The 18114-nt window shown below is 66.8% G+C and carries 7 protein-coding genes; 4 read left to right on the plus strand and 3 right to left on the minus strand.

The genetic code is table 11. From position 1 onward, the window contains the following. Positions 1–540 precede the first annotated feature (540 nt). Positions 541–1005 (minus strand): hypothetical protein, encoded by a 465-nt coding sequence (locus tag ACIOGZ_RS03610; protein WP_363629078.1) that lies wholly within the window; start codon positions 1003–1005, stop codon positions 541–543. A gap of 399 nt (positions 1006–1404) precedes the next feature. Further along, positions 1405–9021 carry a ricin-type beta-trefoil lectin domain protein gene (locus ACIOGZ_RS03615; RefSeq protein ID WP_363629076.1) on the minus strand — a complete coding sequence of 2539 codons (7617 nt, stop codon included), beginning with the start codon at positions 9019–9021 and terminating at the stop codon, positions 1405–1407. Between the two features lie 404 nt (positions 9022–9425). Here ACIOGZ_RS03615 and ACIOGZ_RS03620 point away from each other — a divergent pair, with 404 nt between their 5' ends. Next, positions 9426–13400, plus strand: a complete 3975-nt coding sequence (locus tag ACIOGZ_RS03620) for a ricin-type beta-trefoil lectin domain protein (protein ID WP_363629075.1) — start codon at positions 9426–9428, stop codon at positions 13398–13400. A 247-nt stretch (positions 13401–13647) separates the two neighbouring features. Here the strand turns inward: ACIOGZ_RS03620 and ACIOGZ_RS03625 are convergent, their stop codons facing one another. Continuing rightward, entirely contained in the window at positions 13648–14091 is a 444-nt protein-coding gene (locus ACIOGZ_RS03625; protein WP_363629073.1) for a hypothetical protein, read from the minus strand. Positions 14092–14443: 352 nt separating this feature from the next. Between ACIOGZ_RS03625 and ACIOGZ_RS03630 the strand changes: the two genes are divergently transcribed. From ACIOGZ_RS03630 to lysS, 3 genes are all read left to right on the plus strand, one after another. Then, the gene (locus ACIOGZ_RS03630; protein ID WP_363629071.1) at positions 14444–15760 is read left to right on the plus strand and encodes a phage major capsid protein; all 1317 of its coding nucleotides are present in this window, start codon (positions 14444–14446) and stop codon (positions 15758–15760) included. Further along, a complete protein-coding gene (locus ACIOGZ_RS03635; RefSeq protein ID WP_363629069.1) occupies positions 15760–16194 on the plus strand; it encodes a hypothetical protein in 435 nt (144 codons plus the stop codon). Before ACIOGZ_RS03630 ends, ACIOGZ_RS03635 begins: the two co-directional genes overlap by 1 nt. A 178-nt stretch (positions 16195–16372) precedes the next feature. Continuing rightward, the gene (lysS, locus tag ACIOGZ_RS03640; RefSeq protein WP_363629068.1) at positions 16373–18034 is read left to right on the plus strand and encodes a lysine--tRNA ligase; all 1662 of its coding nucleotides are present in this window, start codon (positions 16373–16375) and stop codon (positions 18032–18034) included. The last annotated feature ends 80 nt before the right edge of the window (positions 18035–18114 follow it).

An 18114-nucleotide genomic window follows, 5' to 3' on the forward strand; every position in this document is an offset into this window, starting at 1 on the left:
CACGTCGCCAACGCCCGGTAGCCCTCCCGCACCCAGAAGGGCCATCCGACCGAATACGCCGGTCAATCCGACAGTTTGTCGGGTTGACCGGCGTATTGTTGTCTTGACTTTTGGATCGCCGCTCACGGGTTCGTGAGGGGCGTTTCGTGTCTCCGCTGATCGGGTAGGGCGTGTGGGGCGTCGTCGGGCCGGGCTGCGGCCAGCAGATCGGCCTTCTGGGCAGGCAAGGCCGTGGCCGCGAGGGCGTCGAGCACCTCTCCGGCCGCCTCGACCGCCCCGGCCGCATCCTCGGGCCCTCTATTGAGGAGGTCGATGGCGTCCAGGGTCCTGTCCGCTATCCGGAAGCGGGCAGCGGCTGCCGGAGATCGGCGACCAGTCGGTGTTCGGCTGCCACCGTCCTCTTCCGCGGCATCCACGGCCTTTCGCCCGCTCGGGGAACATCCGGGGGTCTTTCCGGATATCAGGTCCAACGTCTGACTGTTGAAGCGAGTGCCGCCGAGCTGGGCATAAGGAGAACTCTCGGTGGAGTACTGGCTGCCGTCATGAATTAACTTCCCCATTGCTGGTCTCGAATGGAGCCTGCCCGGTGGCGGGCGGCCAGCGATAGCCGGCTTCATGTAGCTTTTCCAAAGCCGTGAGGTCATTGGTCACCATCACCTGAGCCAGCCGAGCCGCTGTGGCGACTACGGCAGGCCAGTCCGGCGAGTCCAGGTAGACCTCGTCAGGGGCATCAGCGCCGACCGCATCCTGAACGGCCGTGTAGGCAGCGCCAAGACGCGCCATCAGCTCGACTTCCTCGTCTGTGCGAAGGCTGTACCCCAACGAGCGCGACGGATCGTCCGCATCGCAGAAGTCATCGAATAGAACGTGTGCGATGTGGTTGAGGTCCTGCAGTTCGCTCGGGTCAAGCCACACCTCCCGCTGCAATGATGGGCTGGCTAGCGCCACAACCGCAGGCACGACATGAAGGCGGTGATAAGGGAGGGCAATGCCATGATCAATCACGGTCCAAGGGTACTCGCCTCGCGATCGTTCGAACAGGCCCCTGATGGCACCTCGTAGGTCGGCACCAGATCCGGGTAGGCGCGGTGTTTCAGTTGTTCGCTGCCAGTGTGGCGGGTCAGGCGGCATAGCGCGGAGGGAAATGCTTACCGAGAGCCAGGTGGCCGAGGCGGCGCACCGTGGCTAGTGCGGATTGGGCGATTGACACCAAGGACCCCTATCAAACATGAGTTTGATAGGGGTTCGAGGAGAGAGTGGGCACGACTGGAAGAATTCGACCAGATGCTCACATGGATGCTCGGGGTGGATATAGCTTGAAGGGCTATGTCAACGCTAGAGCCTGTGAGGCGTCTTTGTCTTCAGTGGTCATCCCTTCATTGGCATGGGGAAGTTGAATTTCACTCACCCAGAGGGGGAGTACCAATTATTCCACTTGAGCCAATTTTCCAGTGGAATGTGGGCCATGTATGCGTTGTGCTGGTCCTTATTGATGGGGCCTTCAATCGGTTTCCCGTCTCGACCAATGATCTTCCCACCGTAGTTGACTACGACATGATCGACCTGCTGGTACTCTTGGGAGTTGTTTGAATTTCCTTGGTCGATGCGGACGCCGTTCCCCTTGCCGTCATTCCAGCGCCATCCGACGCCCTTCTTGGTGCCCTTGCCAGCTCCCCAGGCGTCGGGGAGTTTAGCGTTTGCATCTTCGGGAATCCAGGACGAATCCGCCTCCGAGAAGAGCTTCCCGAGGTCATCGCCTAGGCCCCTGGCGCCGTCCGCAGCCAGTGACATTCCGGGAGCTACAAGTGCGGCTCCGCCGGCCATGGAAGGAGCACCCGCTGGGCATAGAACTCCCGAACCGCATTCGGCTGCGCCAGACGCAAGAAGTGTTCCGCCAAGCGCCGTGACAGTGGATCCTGCGACCATCTCGGTGCCATGAGCGACACTCGAAAGGAAATTATTAAGATTCTGGGCCCGATCTGCACCGTCCTGTTTCCACTCTGCAAGAGTTTTACAGCCTCGCCGGTCAAGGCAGACCTTCTCGTGAGTGTAATTCCAATACTTCTGAAGTTCACGCTTCATGACCAGCCAGTCCCAGTAGCTGGGCGCGGCTTTGGCGGTTCCGCAATCGCCCGGCTTGCATCCGCCGCCATTGTTGGGAGTCAGTCCGTGCTGAGCGCCCCACTCTGCGTTGTCGGAGCCTCCGCACGTCCCACCTTTACAACCGTTGTCGGGCGTGTAGCCGTAGCAGGCGCCTTCCGTTCCGCATCCCAGCGGGATCAAGCCTGACGGGTCGGACTTGGCGACCGGGTTGTTGGCGGCGTAGGTGTACCCGCCCATCTGGTTGGAGTCGCCGGATTCGAAGACCGGGTCGACAGTGAGGAACCGGCCCAGGGCCGGGTCGTAGTTGCGGGCCCCCAACAGGTCGAGCCCGCTGCTGCTGTCGGTGGGTTTGCCGAGGTAGCCCAGGTTGTCGGCCCAGGTGGCCGGGGCGGTGCCGCGGGGGCTGCCGTACGGGTCGAAGGCGCGCCGGGCGACGGCCTTGGTGGCGGCGTCGACCTGGAGGGTGGAACTGTGCTGGGGGTTGGTCAGTTCGTAGGTGACGGCTCCGCTGTTGGTCCGGATGACGGTGGTGCCGTCTGGATGCTGGTAGTAGCGCTTGCCCGAGACGGTCGTGCCGTCTGTGGAGAGGGTGAGCTGCTCGGCTCCGTCGAACAGGTAGAGGAGGGTGCCGTCAGGGCCCCGCTGTATGAGCAGGCTTCCGTTGGCGTCGTAGAGGTACTGGGAGGTGCTGGTACCCGCCCCGTTCGGGGTGGTGACGCTTTCGGTGCGGCCCTCGCTGTTGTAGTTGAAGGCCTGGGTCGCGCCGGCGGTGGGCTGGGTTCCGTTCGGACCCCACTTCTGGTTCGGGCCCCGGTTGCAGGTCCACAACACGACGCGGGTGCCACGGTTGGGGTTGCCCCCTGGATTGTCCAGACACAGGCCGGAGGTCTTGTGGACGAGGGACCCGTCGGTTCCGGTGCGCCACTGCTGGCTGCCGTCATTCGGGTCGCAGGCCCAGAGTTCGATCTGGGCGTTGGAACCCCCGGTCCCGCCGACGGGGCGGGCGCAGGCGCCGAGGACCCGCAGGGTGCCGTCGGTGTCTATGGTCCAGTCCTGTGCCGCGCTGCGATTACAGGTCCAGGTCTGGACTGCCGTGCCGTTGGCATTCTGGGCACCGGACGCGTCCAGGCACAGCGCGGTGGTACCCGTCGGAACGGCAGACGGCAGGGTGGTAGTGCCAGTGCTTGCTCGGGCGGTGGTGCTGCCGACCGCGTCGTACTGCGGAGTCAATGTCGCCGTGTATGCAGGACCGCTCGGTGCGTTGACAGCGGCCGGCCAGTTCTGGTTGGCGTTGCCGGTGCAATACCAGAGACCGATCGGGGTGCCGGGGTTCTGGTTCCATCCTGGGATGTCCAGGCACAGCGTGGAGGCGGCATGGACGAGAGCGCCGTTGGCGCCGTCCTGCCACTTCTGATTGTTGCTGCCGTCACAGGTGGCCAGCATGATGCCGACGCCTGCACCGCCGCTGCCGTTGCTCGGAACGGCGCATTTGCTGAGCGCCCGCAGGGTCCCGTCACCTGGTCGGCTCCACTTCTGGGCGCCGCTGCCGTTGCAGGTCCAGGTATCCACCGCTGTGCCGTCGGCGGTTCGTGCGCTGGTGATGTCGAGGCAGAGCTGGGTGTTGCCGGTGCCCGCCATAGCTGACGGAAGGGTGCTGGTCGGGGTGCCGGTGCGGGAGGTGACGGTGGTGAGTGTGTTGGGTTTGGCGGCGGGAGTCCGATCGTTGCCGGGGTAGGTGCTGGTCTGGGTGATGTCGCGGGAGGTGTCTCCCGTGAGGTCGTGCCTGACCTGCTGGGTGCGGTCGCCGAGCAGGTTGTACTGGAAGCTCTGCCAGTACGGAGCCGGTCCGCCCAGCGAGTTGAGTCCGACGCTGCTGTTGTTGCAGCGGGAGGTCTGGCCCGCGCCGGATGCGCTCACGCCCCAGGTGTCAGTCCATGCTTCCGCCAGACGGTCCATGCCGTCGTAGCGGAAGCACTGGGTGTCGGTCACCTGGTCGGTGCCGCCCGAGGACTGGAGCTCGGAGGTGCTGGTGGGGTTTCCGGCCTGGTCGTAGCCGTAGCTGGTGAACGAGATCGGGTTGGCGTCGGACTGCTGCAGCTTGACGCTGCTCGTGGTCAGGCGGCCGGTGGTGTCGTCGTACGTGCGGGCTGTACGCAGCAGTTCGCCGCGGTTTCCGTATTGGGATAGCAGGAGCTGGCCGAGCGCGTTGTAGTTGGCCAGGTCTAGCAGTTTGGTGCTGTCGGTGCCGGTGTTGACGACCTCGCCCATCAGGTCGCGGCCGAAGCCGAGCTTCTCGGCGGGCAGGCCGCCGTCCCCGCTATAGCCGTAGCCGGCGAGCAGGCCGATGTTGTCGGTGTAGAAAGCGGTCTGGGTGTAGTCGCCGGCGAGCTTGCCCTCAGTGGCGGGGATGGTGCTGGTTGTGGAGGTCGGCTGGTACCTGGTGGTGTAGCCGTTGATCTTCTGTACGTACGCACTGCCTGCGGCGCCGCCGACGAAGCGCGTGTTCGAGGTCGGGTAGCCCTTCGCGAGGGTGTCGTAGGTGAAGGTTGCGAGCAGTTTCGACTGGTCGCCGGTGTCGGTGCCTTCATAGCGGCCGGTGCTGCGGCCGAGCAGGTCGTAGGTGTACGAGAGGCTCTTTCCCTGGCCGTCGGTGGTGCTTACCACCCGGCCGAGGTCGTCGTACGCCGTGGTGCTGGTACCGGTGTCCGGGTCGTTCTGCGAGATCCTGTTGCCGCGGACGTCGTAGCTGTAGGTCCAGGCGTTGCCGGCGTTGTCCGCAGTGCTGGTGAGTTTGCCGCGCGCGTCGTAGGCGTAGTGGGTCGTCACGTCGCCGATGCCCGGCCCGCCGTGCTGCACGGAGGCCGTGGTCCGGCCGAGGGCGTCGGTGTACACCGTCGTCGGAACGCCGCCAGCGGGCGGAGTGGTGTCGGTCCGTTCTGCGCCGGGATAGGCGGTGGCGGTCTGCCACAGCTCAGTGGCCTTGGCGAAGAGCTTACTGGCGATCACCCGACCGGCGCCGTCGTAGACGGTCCGGGTCTGAGAGGGGACGGTGTTGTCATCCTCCTCGAACAGGGCGGTGCCAGGGCTGGTGGTCGGGTCGGACCAAGCGGCAGTGGTCTTGGTGACCTTGCCGTGACTGTCGTACCGCGTGGAGGTCACCACGCGGCCGCCAGCGCTGTTGGCGGGAGTGGACTGGACCTGGCGGGGCTGAACGAAACCGTCGTAGATGGTGGCGTCGGTCCGGTAGGTGCCGTTCTCCAACTGTGTTTGCGTGGTGACGCTAGGCGGGTTCGCGTGACTCGACGGGGTTGGATCGACGCCGTGGAGTTCGTAGCTGAAGGTCCGGTCCGCCGTCTTGCCCGCGTCTTTGCTGTTGCCGGGCAGCCACACGGCGGTGCGACGGCCGAGCGCGTCGTAGGTCGCATCGGTGACGCGACCGTTTGCGTCGATCGCCCTGGTGACCAGGCCACGGGCTGGGGAGAGGACGCTCTTGGCGTTCCAGCCGAGCGGGTTGGTCGTGGAGATCTCGGTCGGAAGCGTTCCTGTCGCCGGGTTGTAGGCTGTCAGGTTGACCGCGCCTGCGCCGTCGATGCTGCGCGTGATGCGTCCGTAGGCGTCGAAGGCCTGCGCGGTGAGGGTCTGGTAGGTGGCCTGGCCCTGGGCGTCGTACGACTTTAGCGACTGGGTCGCCGTGGTGTAGCCGAGCGTGGTGCCGTTCTGTCCGAGCACGTTGACCGTGCCGGGGTTGGCCGGATCGGCGCTGCCGTCGTAGATCAGCCGTCGGTCACTGATGGTTGTGGTGGCGGACGGTGCGGTGTTGCAGTCTCCGCCGACAGTGAGGATGTCGCTCGGGTAGTTGAGCATCATCGGGTTGCCGGACGGTGCGGCCGCGTAGGTTGTGGTGGCGCAGGTTCGGCCGTCACCGGTGGTGAGGTCGGGCTGGTTGTCGGCCGTGATGGGCCGTCCGAGGTCGTCGTAAGTGGTGACGGTGCGGCCGGTGCGCCAGGACTTCTGGTCGGACAGCAACGCGCTGGAGCGGCTGGTAGTCGACTTGACGCGGTGTGCCTCCAGCGGTGGCAGTGTTGAGACCGTAGCTCCTGTCTTGGAGGTCCAGGCCGTCCTGGTCCTGCTGGCAGTCGGGCCGGGAGCGAGCACCGTGGCGTCGTTGAACTGCTTGGTGATGGGAGTGCCGCCGGCCTGGGTGTAGGTGGCGGTCTCCTGTGGTGTGCCGGCGCGCCAGTTGCTGTCGACGGCTTCCTCTCCGAGGGAGTTCTTCGGCTTGCTGACTCGCCGGGTGGTCCGGTCGGCGAGGTAGTCGCCGTTCATTCCCTGTAGGTAGGAGACGGTGGTCTGGCTGACCGGGTCGGGTGCGGTGCCCGTGGTGGTGGTGACGGTGCGGTAGCCGCGGAAGTCGTTCCAGGTGCGGTACTGGTCGTCGGTCAGGTCCGAGTCGTCGCGGTGCCACGCGGCACTGCTGTAGCTGTAGGAGGTCTCGCGGGAAGGGGAGTTGGCCTTGGTGGTGTCCGAAGCGGTGACCTTGGCGACCAGGGTCTTGTTGAACCAGTCCGCGATCGGCGCGGCCGCGCCCGTCGGGGTCCAGTACACCGGGTAGCAGGCCATCGTGTTGCTGTCCGCCGAGGTGGGTATGGTGCCCTTGGTCCGCGAGCACTCCGGGTCGCGGTAGGTGACCACGATCGACGTGCCGGATTCGGTGTTGACGCCGATGATCCGTGGCCGGTAGAGGGGCGGGGCGCCGGTGTCGGAGCCGTCGACGCGGTTGTCAATCTCGGTCCCGGCGAAGGTGGTCGGGTCGAGCTTGACCTCGCTGCCACCGGTGGAAGGGTCCTGCGCGGTGTGCTGGATCTTGGACAGCCACATCACGGACTGCAGGCTCCCGACGTTCTGCTTGTCCGGGGTCTTGCCGGTGACTGGGTCCATGATGCCGCCGGCGTCCGAGAAGACCTGCGTCAGCTCGTACTTGTCCACGGCCTGCCAGCCGCTCTGGGTCCGCAGCTCGGTGCGGATGGCAGTGAGCCGCTTGGTGGACCAGAACGTCGGCGACGCCGACCGGCAGACGTTGGAGCCGGTACCGCTGGTGGTCCAGCCGTCCTGGCAGGCCAGGTCGTACGGGACGTCGGGCCAGTTCGTGGCGGTGGAGGAGTTGAGGTTCTCCGGCTTGCAGGTGTCCGCAGAGGTCACGCACCGCTCGGCGGTGTCGAAGGTGATCCGGGCGGAGGGCTCTCGGCCGGCGAGCACGTCGGTGAGCTGGTAGCCGTAGGAGACGCGGGTGAGGTAGCCGCCGCGGGTGTATGTGGTGAGGGTGCCATTGCCGCCGGATGCGCCGGCCTGGCCTGCGCCCATGGCGTAGCGGTTGGACTCGGTGGCCCAGTCGTAGCGTTGCACGATGCCGTGCGGGTCTACGACGAAGTCCAGGTTGAAGCGCCAGCCGGGCTGCTGGTCGCACTGGGAGTCCTTGCCCTTGGCGGCGTTGTAGCAGGGGTCGCCGCTGTTCGGGTGGTAGACCGGGACGCCCCAGGCGCTGTTGGTGGCGCCGTCGGCTGTCGTAGCGGGGGCGTGGTTGAGGCCGAAGTAGTAGGAGGTACCGTCGGTGGTGGTGACCTTGAAGTACTCGCCCTGCCACAGGCCGTTGACCGCGCCGGTCAGCCGCTCGATGCGAGTTCCGTCGTCGTTCTGCAGGTGGTATAGGCCCTTGTCATCACGCACTAGCTCACCCGTGCGGGAGCCGAGCGAGATGGTGGCGGTCCAGCCGGCCCAGCACTGGTCGCCGGAGTTGTCGATGCCCGCGTTCTTGCACGCCTTGTAGGAGCGCTCGATGAAGCCGGGACCGTACGACCAACCGTCGCCGATCCAGGACGCCTGAGAGTTGCGAGCCGACGTCTCGCCGTCAACGGCCTGGGAATTGTACGAAAGGGCCACCCCGGGCGCTGTACCGGTCACCGACGGTGGCGTGGTGATGGGATAGCTGTAGGTGAAGGCGCCGGATGCGTTCTGCGACCATGAGCCGGTGGTCGACAGGTCGGTCGCGGTGTATGAGCCCTGGGAACCGCCGGGCGCGGATTCCGCCGCCACGGCCATTCCGCTGTTCGCGGAGGTGGCGGCAGATGCGGATGCGGACAGCGAGTCGAGCTTCATGGCGGATACCCCGCTGGGCGAGGCTTCCGCGCCCAGCGGGGTGCCGCCCGGCACCGCGACGGTTCCGCTGATCGTCTTGGTCACCGGGTCGACGACGGAGTCGAGCGGCTGCCGGGTCCGGCACTCGGCCAGCTCGGGGGTGGTCAGCGCGCACGAGGGCATGGCGACCAGGTGGAGCCGGGAGGCCCATCCGCCGCCGTAAGCGTCGGCTATCGCACCGTAGTCAAGGGATATGTTGAGGCTAGCGGCTTGACGGCCGCCGTCGGTGCGCTTCAGCCCGACGAGGAGGCCGTCGACGTTGACCTTGTTGCTCTGGCTGCGGTCGGCGACCTTGACCTCGACCGAGGAAGGCTTGCCGATCTGGGAGGCGTCTCCAGCCGCTGCCTTGGCCTTGTCACTGACGTGGTCGGGCGACGCAGCGCTGAGCCGGACCGGGGTCAGGCCGACCTGAACGCCAGCACTGTCACCACCCTTGGCAGTGCTCCCTTTGCCCGGACTCGCAGGTTCAGCCTTCAGATCGACCGAGGCCGTGGCCTGACTGGGCCACTGCACCTGGGTGGGGGCGTGCGTCGTGAGGTCGCGGGCCCCGGTTGGGCGCGGCAGGTCCTTACGGTTCGCCTTGCCGTCGGCGTTGTGTCCGCTGACGCGCGGCAGTTCGGGAAGCCGGTCATTGCCGTGATCGGCGGCGCGGGCGACGAAGACTGTACTAGAGCTGGCGAGCGGAACCACCAACGACATCACGGCCGTCAAGGCCGCTGCGGTCAAGACGCTTCGTCGGCCGCCCCCTCCTGGTGGCCGACCGACTGGCCATGTCCTTCTGAGTTTCATGCGTACCCTTATCGTTCCTTTATCCGTATTGATCTGAACTGTGTTGATGTGTGGTCAGATCAAGTCCATGAAGGACGGCGGGCACCGTATTGCCAGCAGGCCAAGGGACGCAATAGCGTTCGGCTACGCGTGACCTATTCACATGACTCATCGTCAGTGAACGATGTGTTGGATATGGCGCCAGAAATGGACAAAGACCACACCTCACTCCGGTCAATGTGACGCATCGCACAACCGTTCGTGGGGATTCAGCCCTGTCTGAAAGTGATTGACACACCATGGGGGAACTCTTTCCCGTTCTTCCGTCAGCCGCTCGAAGGCTGACGAGACGCCTCGCTGCCGTGTGCGCGCTCGCCCTCCTCGCGACCACGCCCGGCATCGCGGCGGCCGACGACCGCCCGTTCGCCGTACCGCCCGGCCAATCGTCGACGGACGCCCCGAAGTCGTCCGACATGATCCCGGGCAACGCCGTCCAGGCGGCCCAGCTCACGGCAAAGAAGACAGGCAAGCCGGTCACGGTTGACGCCCTGACCACCGAGACCTCGCTCACCGTCGCCGAGCCCAACGGCAAGCTCACCGTCACCTCACACCTCCGGCCGACGCGTGTGAAGAAGCAGGACGGCACGTGGACCCCGGTCGACGCCAAACTCAACCGCGGCCCGGACGGGTCCTACTCGCCAAGCGCCACACCGTCGCAGGTTTCCCTGTCCGGCGGTGGCACCGGCCCGTTGGCGACGCTGACCGACAGCCACGGGCGCAGCCTTGCGCTGACCTTCCCGGTTGCTCTGCCCGCACCCACGGTGTCTGGCAGCACCGCCACCTATCCGGCGGTCCTGCCTGGCGTGGACCTGCGGGTCGATGTGTCCGACCAGGGCGCCGTCCGTGAGGTCCTGGTCGTCAAGGATGCGAACGCCGCCGCCAACCCAGTGCTCAAAACCCTCAGTTTCGGCACCACCGCCAAGGGCCTCACCGTCTCCGCCGATTCGCAGGGCAATCTGACGGCTGCAGGGCCGGACGGCACACCCGCTTTCCGAGCACCCGTTCCCCTCATGTGGGACTCAGCAGTCACGGAGTCGGGAGCACCAAGCGCAGCTCCGGCCAAGAAGACGTCGGTTGCCGCGCCGCGCGTCGGCTCGCTCGCTCCCGCCTCGGTCTCTCCTTCGACCAGCCCGGACGCATCCTCCACGGACGGCCCTGGCTTCGGAGCACACGTCAAACCGGTCCCTGTCGACACGACGAACGGCAAGCTGACCCTGACCCCGGACACGGACCTGATGGCCGGGAACGGCACCGTCTGGCCGCTGTTCATCGACCCGACCTTCCAGCCCGCCCCGACCATGGGCACCAGCCACTTCGCCCAGGTGATGGAGGGGTGCGCCGGCTCGCCGCAGTACGACGTCGCCCAGGACAACGGCGAGGGCGTGGGTTACCAGCACTACCGGAGCAACTGCTATGGCATGGAGCGTTCGTTCTACGAGATCGGCACTGGGGCCCTGACCCCGCAGATGTACATCGATCACGCCCAGGCGTACTTCTCGGAGACCTACGGCGCAGCTCATGACTGCAGCGCCACCGCGCCGGTCACCCTCAAGTGGACCTGGGGCATCGACGGCGGCACCACCTGGAACAACCAGCCCGGCGTACGTCAAGACGGCGAGACCAAGTGGCCCAAGAGTGCGTACGGTTCCTGTGGGTATCAGGGTGTCGACTTCGATGTCACGGGCGCGCTGCGCCAGGTAGTCCAGGAAGGTCGGCCACTGACCGTTGGCCTGTTCGGCGACGAGACTCGCTCCACCAGCATCGATCACTTCATGCGGTTCAACACCAATCCGTATGTCATCGCGACCTACGACCTCCCGCCGAACACCCCCGACTCGATGTACACCAGCCCGATGCCGATCAACCCGAACGGCTACGCTTGCGGCAGCGGTCAGCCAGGCTGGATCGGGCGAACCGTGCCGCTGGGCAACGGCGCCTCCGACATCACTCTGCACGCCTATGCCTCCACCCCGATGCCGGGGACGAACATCAATGTCGGCTTCCACATATGGGACAACATGGCGGCGGACGCCAATGGGGCTCCCGCCACCGTCACCTGGCCCACTAGCCAGGCGATCAACGGCCGGGGCTGGGGTGATGCCAACATCGGTTTCCCGGCCTCCGACGGGCACCAGTACGGCTGGAACGCCTGGGCCACCGACGGGCTGATGGGCAGCGCGGGCACCGCTTACTGCTACTTCAACGTCGACCTGACCCCACCCACCCTCGCCTACATCGCGCCCTCCACCGTCTTCCCCCCGATCGGCAGCGGCATCAAGCCCACCGGCCACGCTGGCGACAAGGGCGCCACCATCCGCGTCACCAGTACCGACCCGGTCCCCAGCGGCTGCACCCGAGGCACCTGCCTGGCCAGTGGCGTTCGCGAGTTCCAGTACAACCTGGACGACAACATCCCGCCGACCGGCTACAAGGCCCAGCCCGTCGCTGGCGTCGACGCCAACGGCAACGCCTACGCGGATATCCCGATCAACCTCAACCCTGACCAGTGGGGCACCCACCGCTTGTACGTACGCGCCACGGACAACGCGGGCAACACTCAGCCCCAGGCCGCGACCTACGACTTCTTTGCGCCCTGGAACCAAGCCACCAAGGTCGTCGCCGGTGACGTCGACTTCGACGGCACCCCCGACTACCTGATCCCTGCTGCGGACGGCTCGCTGACGCTGCTTCCGGGCAATAGTGACTTCACTGCCCAGCCTGGCATCGCTTCCACCAAGGCGCAGAGCCCCGAGCAGGACAGCTGGAACAACTACCTGATCGCCCACCGCGGTTCGATCAGCCAGAACAGCGTCGACGACCTGTTCGCCTACAATAAGGGCACCAAGCACTTCTACGTCTACTTCAATGACTCCACCCGTGTGCCAGCCGGAACGCCGGGCCACTTCAGCGACCGTTCGGGCGTCATGCAGATCGGCAACAGCGGCACGTGCCCTAAGGGCCTCGGCGGCACCTGGGACCACGTCGATCAGCTGACAGCCCTCAGCGCCATGCCGAACAGTGCCAGCCGGCCGAACGTCATCACGATCGAAAACGGCCGCTTGCGGTTCTACCCAGGAAGCTCGGTCGGGGGCTGCCCGCTCGGCGACGGTGTCGACCTCGGCGGCGACAACGAGGACTGGGACGGCTTCACCTTGCTGTCCCCTGGCGTGATCGCAGGTGTCCCGACGCTGTGGGTACGCGACACCACCACCGGCGCAATCACCACCCTGGCGATGCCCCTTACCAGTGGCACGCCAGCGGCAAAATCCCTGCACGTACCCACTCACAAGGCGCTCGTCTCGGCCGTGAAGAACGCTGCCAGCGCGAACATGTGCGCCGACATTAACGGCGCGTACACCGGCAACGGCACACCTGCCCAGCTGTGGGACTGCCTCGGCATCAGTGGCCAGTCCTTCACCCGAGGCAGTGACGGCACCCTCCACGTCCTCGGCAAGTGCCTGGACGTCAAGAACGGCGACACCTACAACGGCACCAACATCCAGCTCTGGGACTGCAACGGAACCGGCTCCCAGAAGTGGGTCGACGGCCCGTACACCGGAACCCTGCAGAACCCCCAATCCAGCCGTTGTCTCGCCGTCCCCGACGGCCAGAACAACCCAGGCAACCACCTCATCCTCTGGGACTGCCTCAACAACAGCAGCCAGCAGTGGACCAGCCCGACCGCCAACGCGCTGCTGCCCGGCGGATTCAGCTCCGCCGCCTACCCCGTCGTGGACTCACCGGGTGACATCAACGGCGACGGCAACCCCGGCCTCATCGTGACCGACTCCAGCGGCACCCTCACCCAGTACCTGGGCACCGCGTCCGAGGCTGGCCTGCCCCGCTTCGGCACCCCGCGCAAACTGCCCGTCCCGACGCCGGTCAGCTACAACATCAGCTCTGTACAGAATCCGAACCGCTGCTTCGACAACTGGGGTGCGAGCAACGGAGGCAACCTCAGGTTCTACGACTGCTGGAACGGAGCCAGCCAGAAGTTCACTTTCGCCTCCGACGGAACCCTGCGCACCGGCGGACGCTGCGTCTCGACCATGGACAACGGCACCGCCAACGGTACCCAGGTCGTCACAGCAGACTGCAGCGGCGCCACCGGCCAGGTCTGGACCCTGCAGGCGGATGGCACCATCTACAACCCCACGGCCAAGCGCTGCATCGAACTGCCCGGCTGGAACGACGCCAACAGCACAGCCCTGGGCATTTGGGACTGCTCAGCCGGTCACGCCAACCAGCGCTGGACCATGTACCCGAACACCGCCTGACGTTTCACGATCCTGACGGGGCCCGGCGGCACAGCTCTGTGCCGCCGGGCCCGCGCCGTATCTGGCTCCCATGCTGCTGGCCGTCCGACTTCCTCTCGTCCCAGGAGTGCGCGCGCAACGCTCATCACGCGGCCAACGGACAGCAGCAGGATTTCGCATTGGTCAGTATCGCCCTGTGGAGGGCCGCCGGGAATTGATCTCCAACATCGTGGGAACGGTCACCTCTCCGATCAGATGTCACTGCAGGTCAACGGATTGTGTCGGTTGGCCAGAAGCGTTCCTGGACCGCCCGGACCCCCGGCGGCAGGCTGGTACTGCCCTCGGTAGACGACCCGGCCGGGACAATCAGGTGAGCGGCCGCGTGCACCTCGGCCTCCTGCACGCCGAGGTGCACCTGCACGGTCGGGGGCAGGGCCGTGCGCGCCAGCGCGGTCATCCAGCCCTCCGAAGCCAGGGCGAGGCAGCCCCAGGGCCCGCGGGTGCGGGCCAGCGGCCACAGACGCCATGCCGCGTACTGGTGCAGCCACTCCTGCGCCTGCGCGGAGGTGTCCGACGGCCCGGACAGCTCGACCGTGGAGGAAGTGCTGATCAGCAGTGCCCACCCGGTAGGGGTCTGGACGACCCGCAACTCCTGCCCGTCGATGATCAGGAGCGGGTTCACGTCATGGCCGGCTTCGGCAAGCCAGCCCATGGGGGCATCCAGAGGCGGTAGTTGGGGTCGGGGGAAGGGGTACATGGGTCTCCAGCGCATTGGCCGGCGGATGGCCGGCTGCCCGGCACCCTGCCGAACAGCACCACACTCACCAGCCCCAAGCCGAGCTGGGCACAGCCAAATCGGCTGATGAAAAGACGACTTGAGAGCGTCGGGCAGCGCTGACAGCAGTGGGGGAACGCGGCGTGAGCCTCGACGCGACACTAACAATCAGCTCTTCCTACGGTGTGCCGATCGCCGTGGTGATCCGGTGCTGACCGGTCGCACGGCTGGACCTCTTCCGTCCCGCGTTGGCGGGGTGGCCCGGCACCATCCCAAGGAGCGCAACACCGTGCCCACCACCATCGACAAGAGTCGGCTCAAGGAGCTGAACAGCGCGCTGCGCGCCAAGGCCGCCGAGCTCGACACCATCAGCGCGTCCTTCGCCGTCGAGGACGGCGGAGTGACCGTCTCGGCCGAGAAGGCCGCCGCCTTCCGTAAGGCCCTCAGCGAGGCGCAGGAGATCAAGCAGCTGATCACCGACCTGGAAGGCGCGGCGACCGTCCACGCCTTCCTCAACGAGCCCACCTCGCAGCCCTTCGCCCCGAAGGACGCCGCTCTCGCGGCCCACCTGGCCAGCCAGGTGAAGTCCCTCGGCGAGCGGTTCCTCGACAGCGAGGAGTTCAAGGGCCTCAAGGCCGCCGGCTTCCGGGGTTCCTTCGACCAGATGGTGACCATCGACGGCAGCGCCCTGGACCAACTCGGCCGGAAGGACGTGTTCAGCCGTAGCGCCGGCACCGCCGGTGTCCTCGGCTTCGGTACCCCTGAGCACCTGGACATCGTGCCGCGCGCCGTGCGGCCCGGCCGCATCCGGGACCTGTTCCCCTCCCAGACCACCACCGCGAACCTGCTCTACGGGGTGCGTGTCACCGGCTTCACCAACGCGGCGGCGATCGTGCCCGAGCGGGCCATGGAGGTGCCGCCCGGCGGCACGGCCGCCGTCGAGGTGTACGCGCGGGCCCCGCAGTCGCAGCTGACCTTCAAGACCGTCACCTACCCGGTCGCCGAGATCGCGCACACCATCCCGGTCCACAAGAACACGCTCGCCGACGAGCCGCGGCTGCGCGACATCATCGACAGCGAACTCGTTGACGGCGTCAAGATGACCGAGGACAACGAACTCCTCTTCGGAGCCGGCGGCGACGAGAAGATCACCGGCATCGTCAACACCCAGGGGGTGCAGACCTACGCCCAGACCGACACCGACAAGCAGAGCGCGGCGATCCGGCGTGCCGCCACCCGTGCGGTGCTCGCCTACTACCCGCCGACCGGGATCGTGCTCCACCCGTTCGACTTCGAGGACCTGGAGCTGGAGACCGACCTTCAGGGCGCGTACCGGGTCGCCGTCAACGTCGCGATCGGCGCGCAGAAGATCGTCTGGCGGCTCGCCGTGGTGGACTCCATGGCGATCACCCAGGGCAAGTTCCTCGTCGGCAGCTTCGGTCTGGGCGCCCGCTTGTACGACCGCGAGCAGGTCAGCGTCCAGGTCAGCACCGAGAACCGCGACAACTTTGAGAGGGGCGTCGTCACGATGCGCGGCTCCGAGCGTATCGGCCTCGAGGTGCCGCGCCCCGAGTCCTTCGTCTACGGCACCTTCAAAGCGCACTGATGGCCGCCCGCAAGCCCGCCACGAAGCCGGCCGTTGAAGCCGCTGCGGAGGCCGCCAGTGCGGGCGGCGCGGATCTGGAGACCCCGCCCGCCGAGCTTTCGGCCGCCGCGCCGCTCGACCCACCGTCCAGCTCTACGGCTGCACCGGAGCTGAACCAGGTGGAGCCAACCCCGGGAATCACCGCCCATCAACCCCTGGCCATTGGCCACGTCGACCTGGTGGACGAGGACGGCACCCCGCTGCCCCACGACCTGGAGCAACTGTTCGACCTCACCCGCCCCGAGCAGACCGTCGTCTTCCCCCGGCTGCGGATCTACCAGAACCGGACCTACCCAGGAACCAACCGGACGGTCACACAGCTGCTGTATGTGCCGACCCAGCCGATCCCGCGCGATGAGTTCGACCGATTCCGGCAGGCCCTCGGCTGGGAGTAACCCCGGCAGCCGTCCGGAGCCCGTCCCCGACCCTGGGGGGCGGGCTTCCGGCTCTCCAGCCGCCAGCTGCGACACCCGGGCTTCCATGGCCGGTGTCGCGCCGCGACATGTTCTCGATCTTTCCCAACCACCTCTAATCTAGAAGCTACTGAATACCCATCAGCCGGAGGATTGTGACGTGGGCGTGAAGCAAGGTGATTGGGTGGCCGCGGCTGCGGACCAGGTGATCGCCGAGGGCAAACGCCGTGACGGGGCTGCGCTGGTGTGTGCGTCCGGGATCAGCCCGTCCGGCCCAGTGCATCTCGGGAACCTGCGCGAGATCATGGTGCCGCACTTCGTGGCGGACGAACTGCGCCGCCGGGGGCTGGAGTGTCGCCATGTGCTGTCCTGGGACGACTACGACCGGCTCCGGAAGGTGCCGGCCGGTGTCCCCTCGAACTTCGCCGAACACATCGGCCGCCCGCTGACCGCAGTGCCTGACCCGTGTGGAGAACACGAGAACTGGGCGGAGCATTTCAAGGCTCCGCTCCGCGCGGCGCTGGCCAAGCTGGGTGTCGAGGTCGACGAGATCAGCCAGACGCAGATGTACACCTCTGGCGCCTACCGCGAGCAGATCGTCCACGCGATGCGCCACCGGCAGCAGATCGACGGCGTCCTCGGCCGGTACCGGACGAAGAAGGCCGCCGTCGACGCCGAGGTGGAGCAGGACGACGAGGACTTGGCCGCCGCCAGTGCCGCGGGCTACTACCCATACCGGCCGTACTGCGAGGTCTGCGGGCGGGACTCGACGACGGTCGTCAGCTTCAACGACGCCAGCACCCAGATGCAGTACCGGTGCGAGTGCGGTCATGAGGGCGGCTTCGCGCTGTCCGAGACGGACGGCGGGAAGCTGGTCTGGAAGGTGGACTGGCCGATGCGCTGGGCCTTCGAGGGCGTGACCTTCGAGGCTGGCGGCGTCGACCATTCTTCTCCGGGCTCGTCGTTCACCGTCGGGTCGCAGGTGGTGCGCGAGATCTTCGACGGGCTTCCGCCGTCGTACCTCGGATACAGCTTCGTCGGGATCAGTGGCATGGCGAAGATGAGTAGTTCGAAGGGCGGTGTGCCCACCCCGATCGACATCCTGGAGGTCGTGGAGCCCGCGGTGCTGCGGTGGCTCTACAACCGCCGACAGCCGCGCCAGAGCTTCAGCATCGCGCTAGACGCGGAGATCCTGCGGCTCTACGACGAGTGGGATGCGCTCGGCCGGAAGGTAGAGGGGGCCACGGCCACGGAGCTGGAGGTGGCGGTGCGCGCCCGTTCGCTGGGTCCGGCGGCCGGGCCGCTGCCGTCCACCCCACGTCCTCTGCCGTTTCGAACGCTGGCCTCGGTGGCGGACGTGGCGGCTGGCGACCCGAAGCAGACCCTTCGCATCCTTCAAGACTTCACTGTCGGGGAGCCATTGGCCGGCCTGGATGAGGCCCAACCCCGACTAGACCGTGCGCAGGCGTGGGTGAGCACCTACGTCCCGGCGGAAGAGCGGACCCAGGTGCGGGCGGAGCCGGACCGAGAGCGGCTGGAGCAGCTGTCTCCAGTGAAGCGGGAGGCGCTGAAGCTGCTGCTGGACGGTCTGGACGAGAACTGGTCGCTCGACGGGCTGACGGCGCTGGTGTACGGCGTGCCGAAGATCCAGGCTGGGCTGCCACTGGACGCCCCCGCGTCGCCGGAGCTGAAGGTGGCCCAGCGGGAGCTGTTCGTACTGCTGTACGAGCTGTTGGTCGGCCGGGACACCGGACCGCGGCTGCCGACCCTGTTGCTGGCGCTCGGGGCGGACCGGATTCGGTCGCTGCTGACCGTCGCGTAGGGCTGGCGGCCGAGCCGGGGCGGCCGCCCCGGCCGTGTCGCTGACGACGTCGAGGGCCGGGCCGGAGCAGCATGCTCCGG

It is taken from the genome of Kitasatospora sp. NPDC088160, assembly GCF_044741445.1.
Classification (GTDB): Bacteria; Actinomycetota; Actinomycetes; order Streptomycetales; family Streptomycetaceae; genus Kitasatospora.

Coding starts and splice junctions, on each gene's coding strand:
- ACIOGZ_RS03635 (WP_363629069.1), top strand. CDS start 15,760: ATGGCCGCCCGCAAGCCCGCCACGAAGCCGGCCGTTGAAGCCGCTGCG.
- ACIOGZ_RS03625 (WP_363629073.1), bottom strand. CDS start 14,091: ATGGGCTGGCTTGCCGAAGCCGGCCATGACGTGAACCCGCTCCTGATC.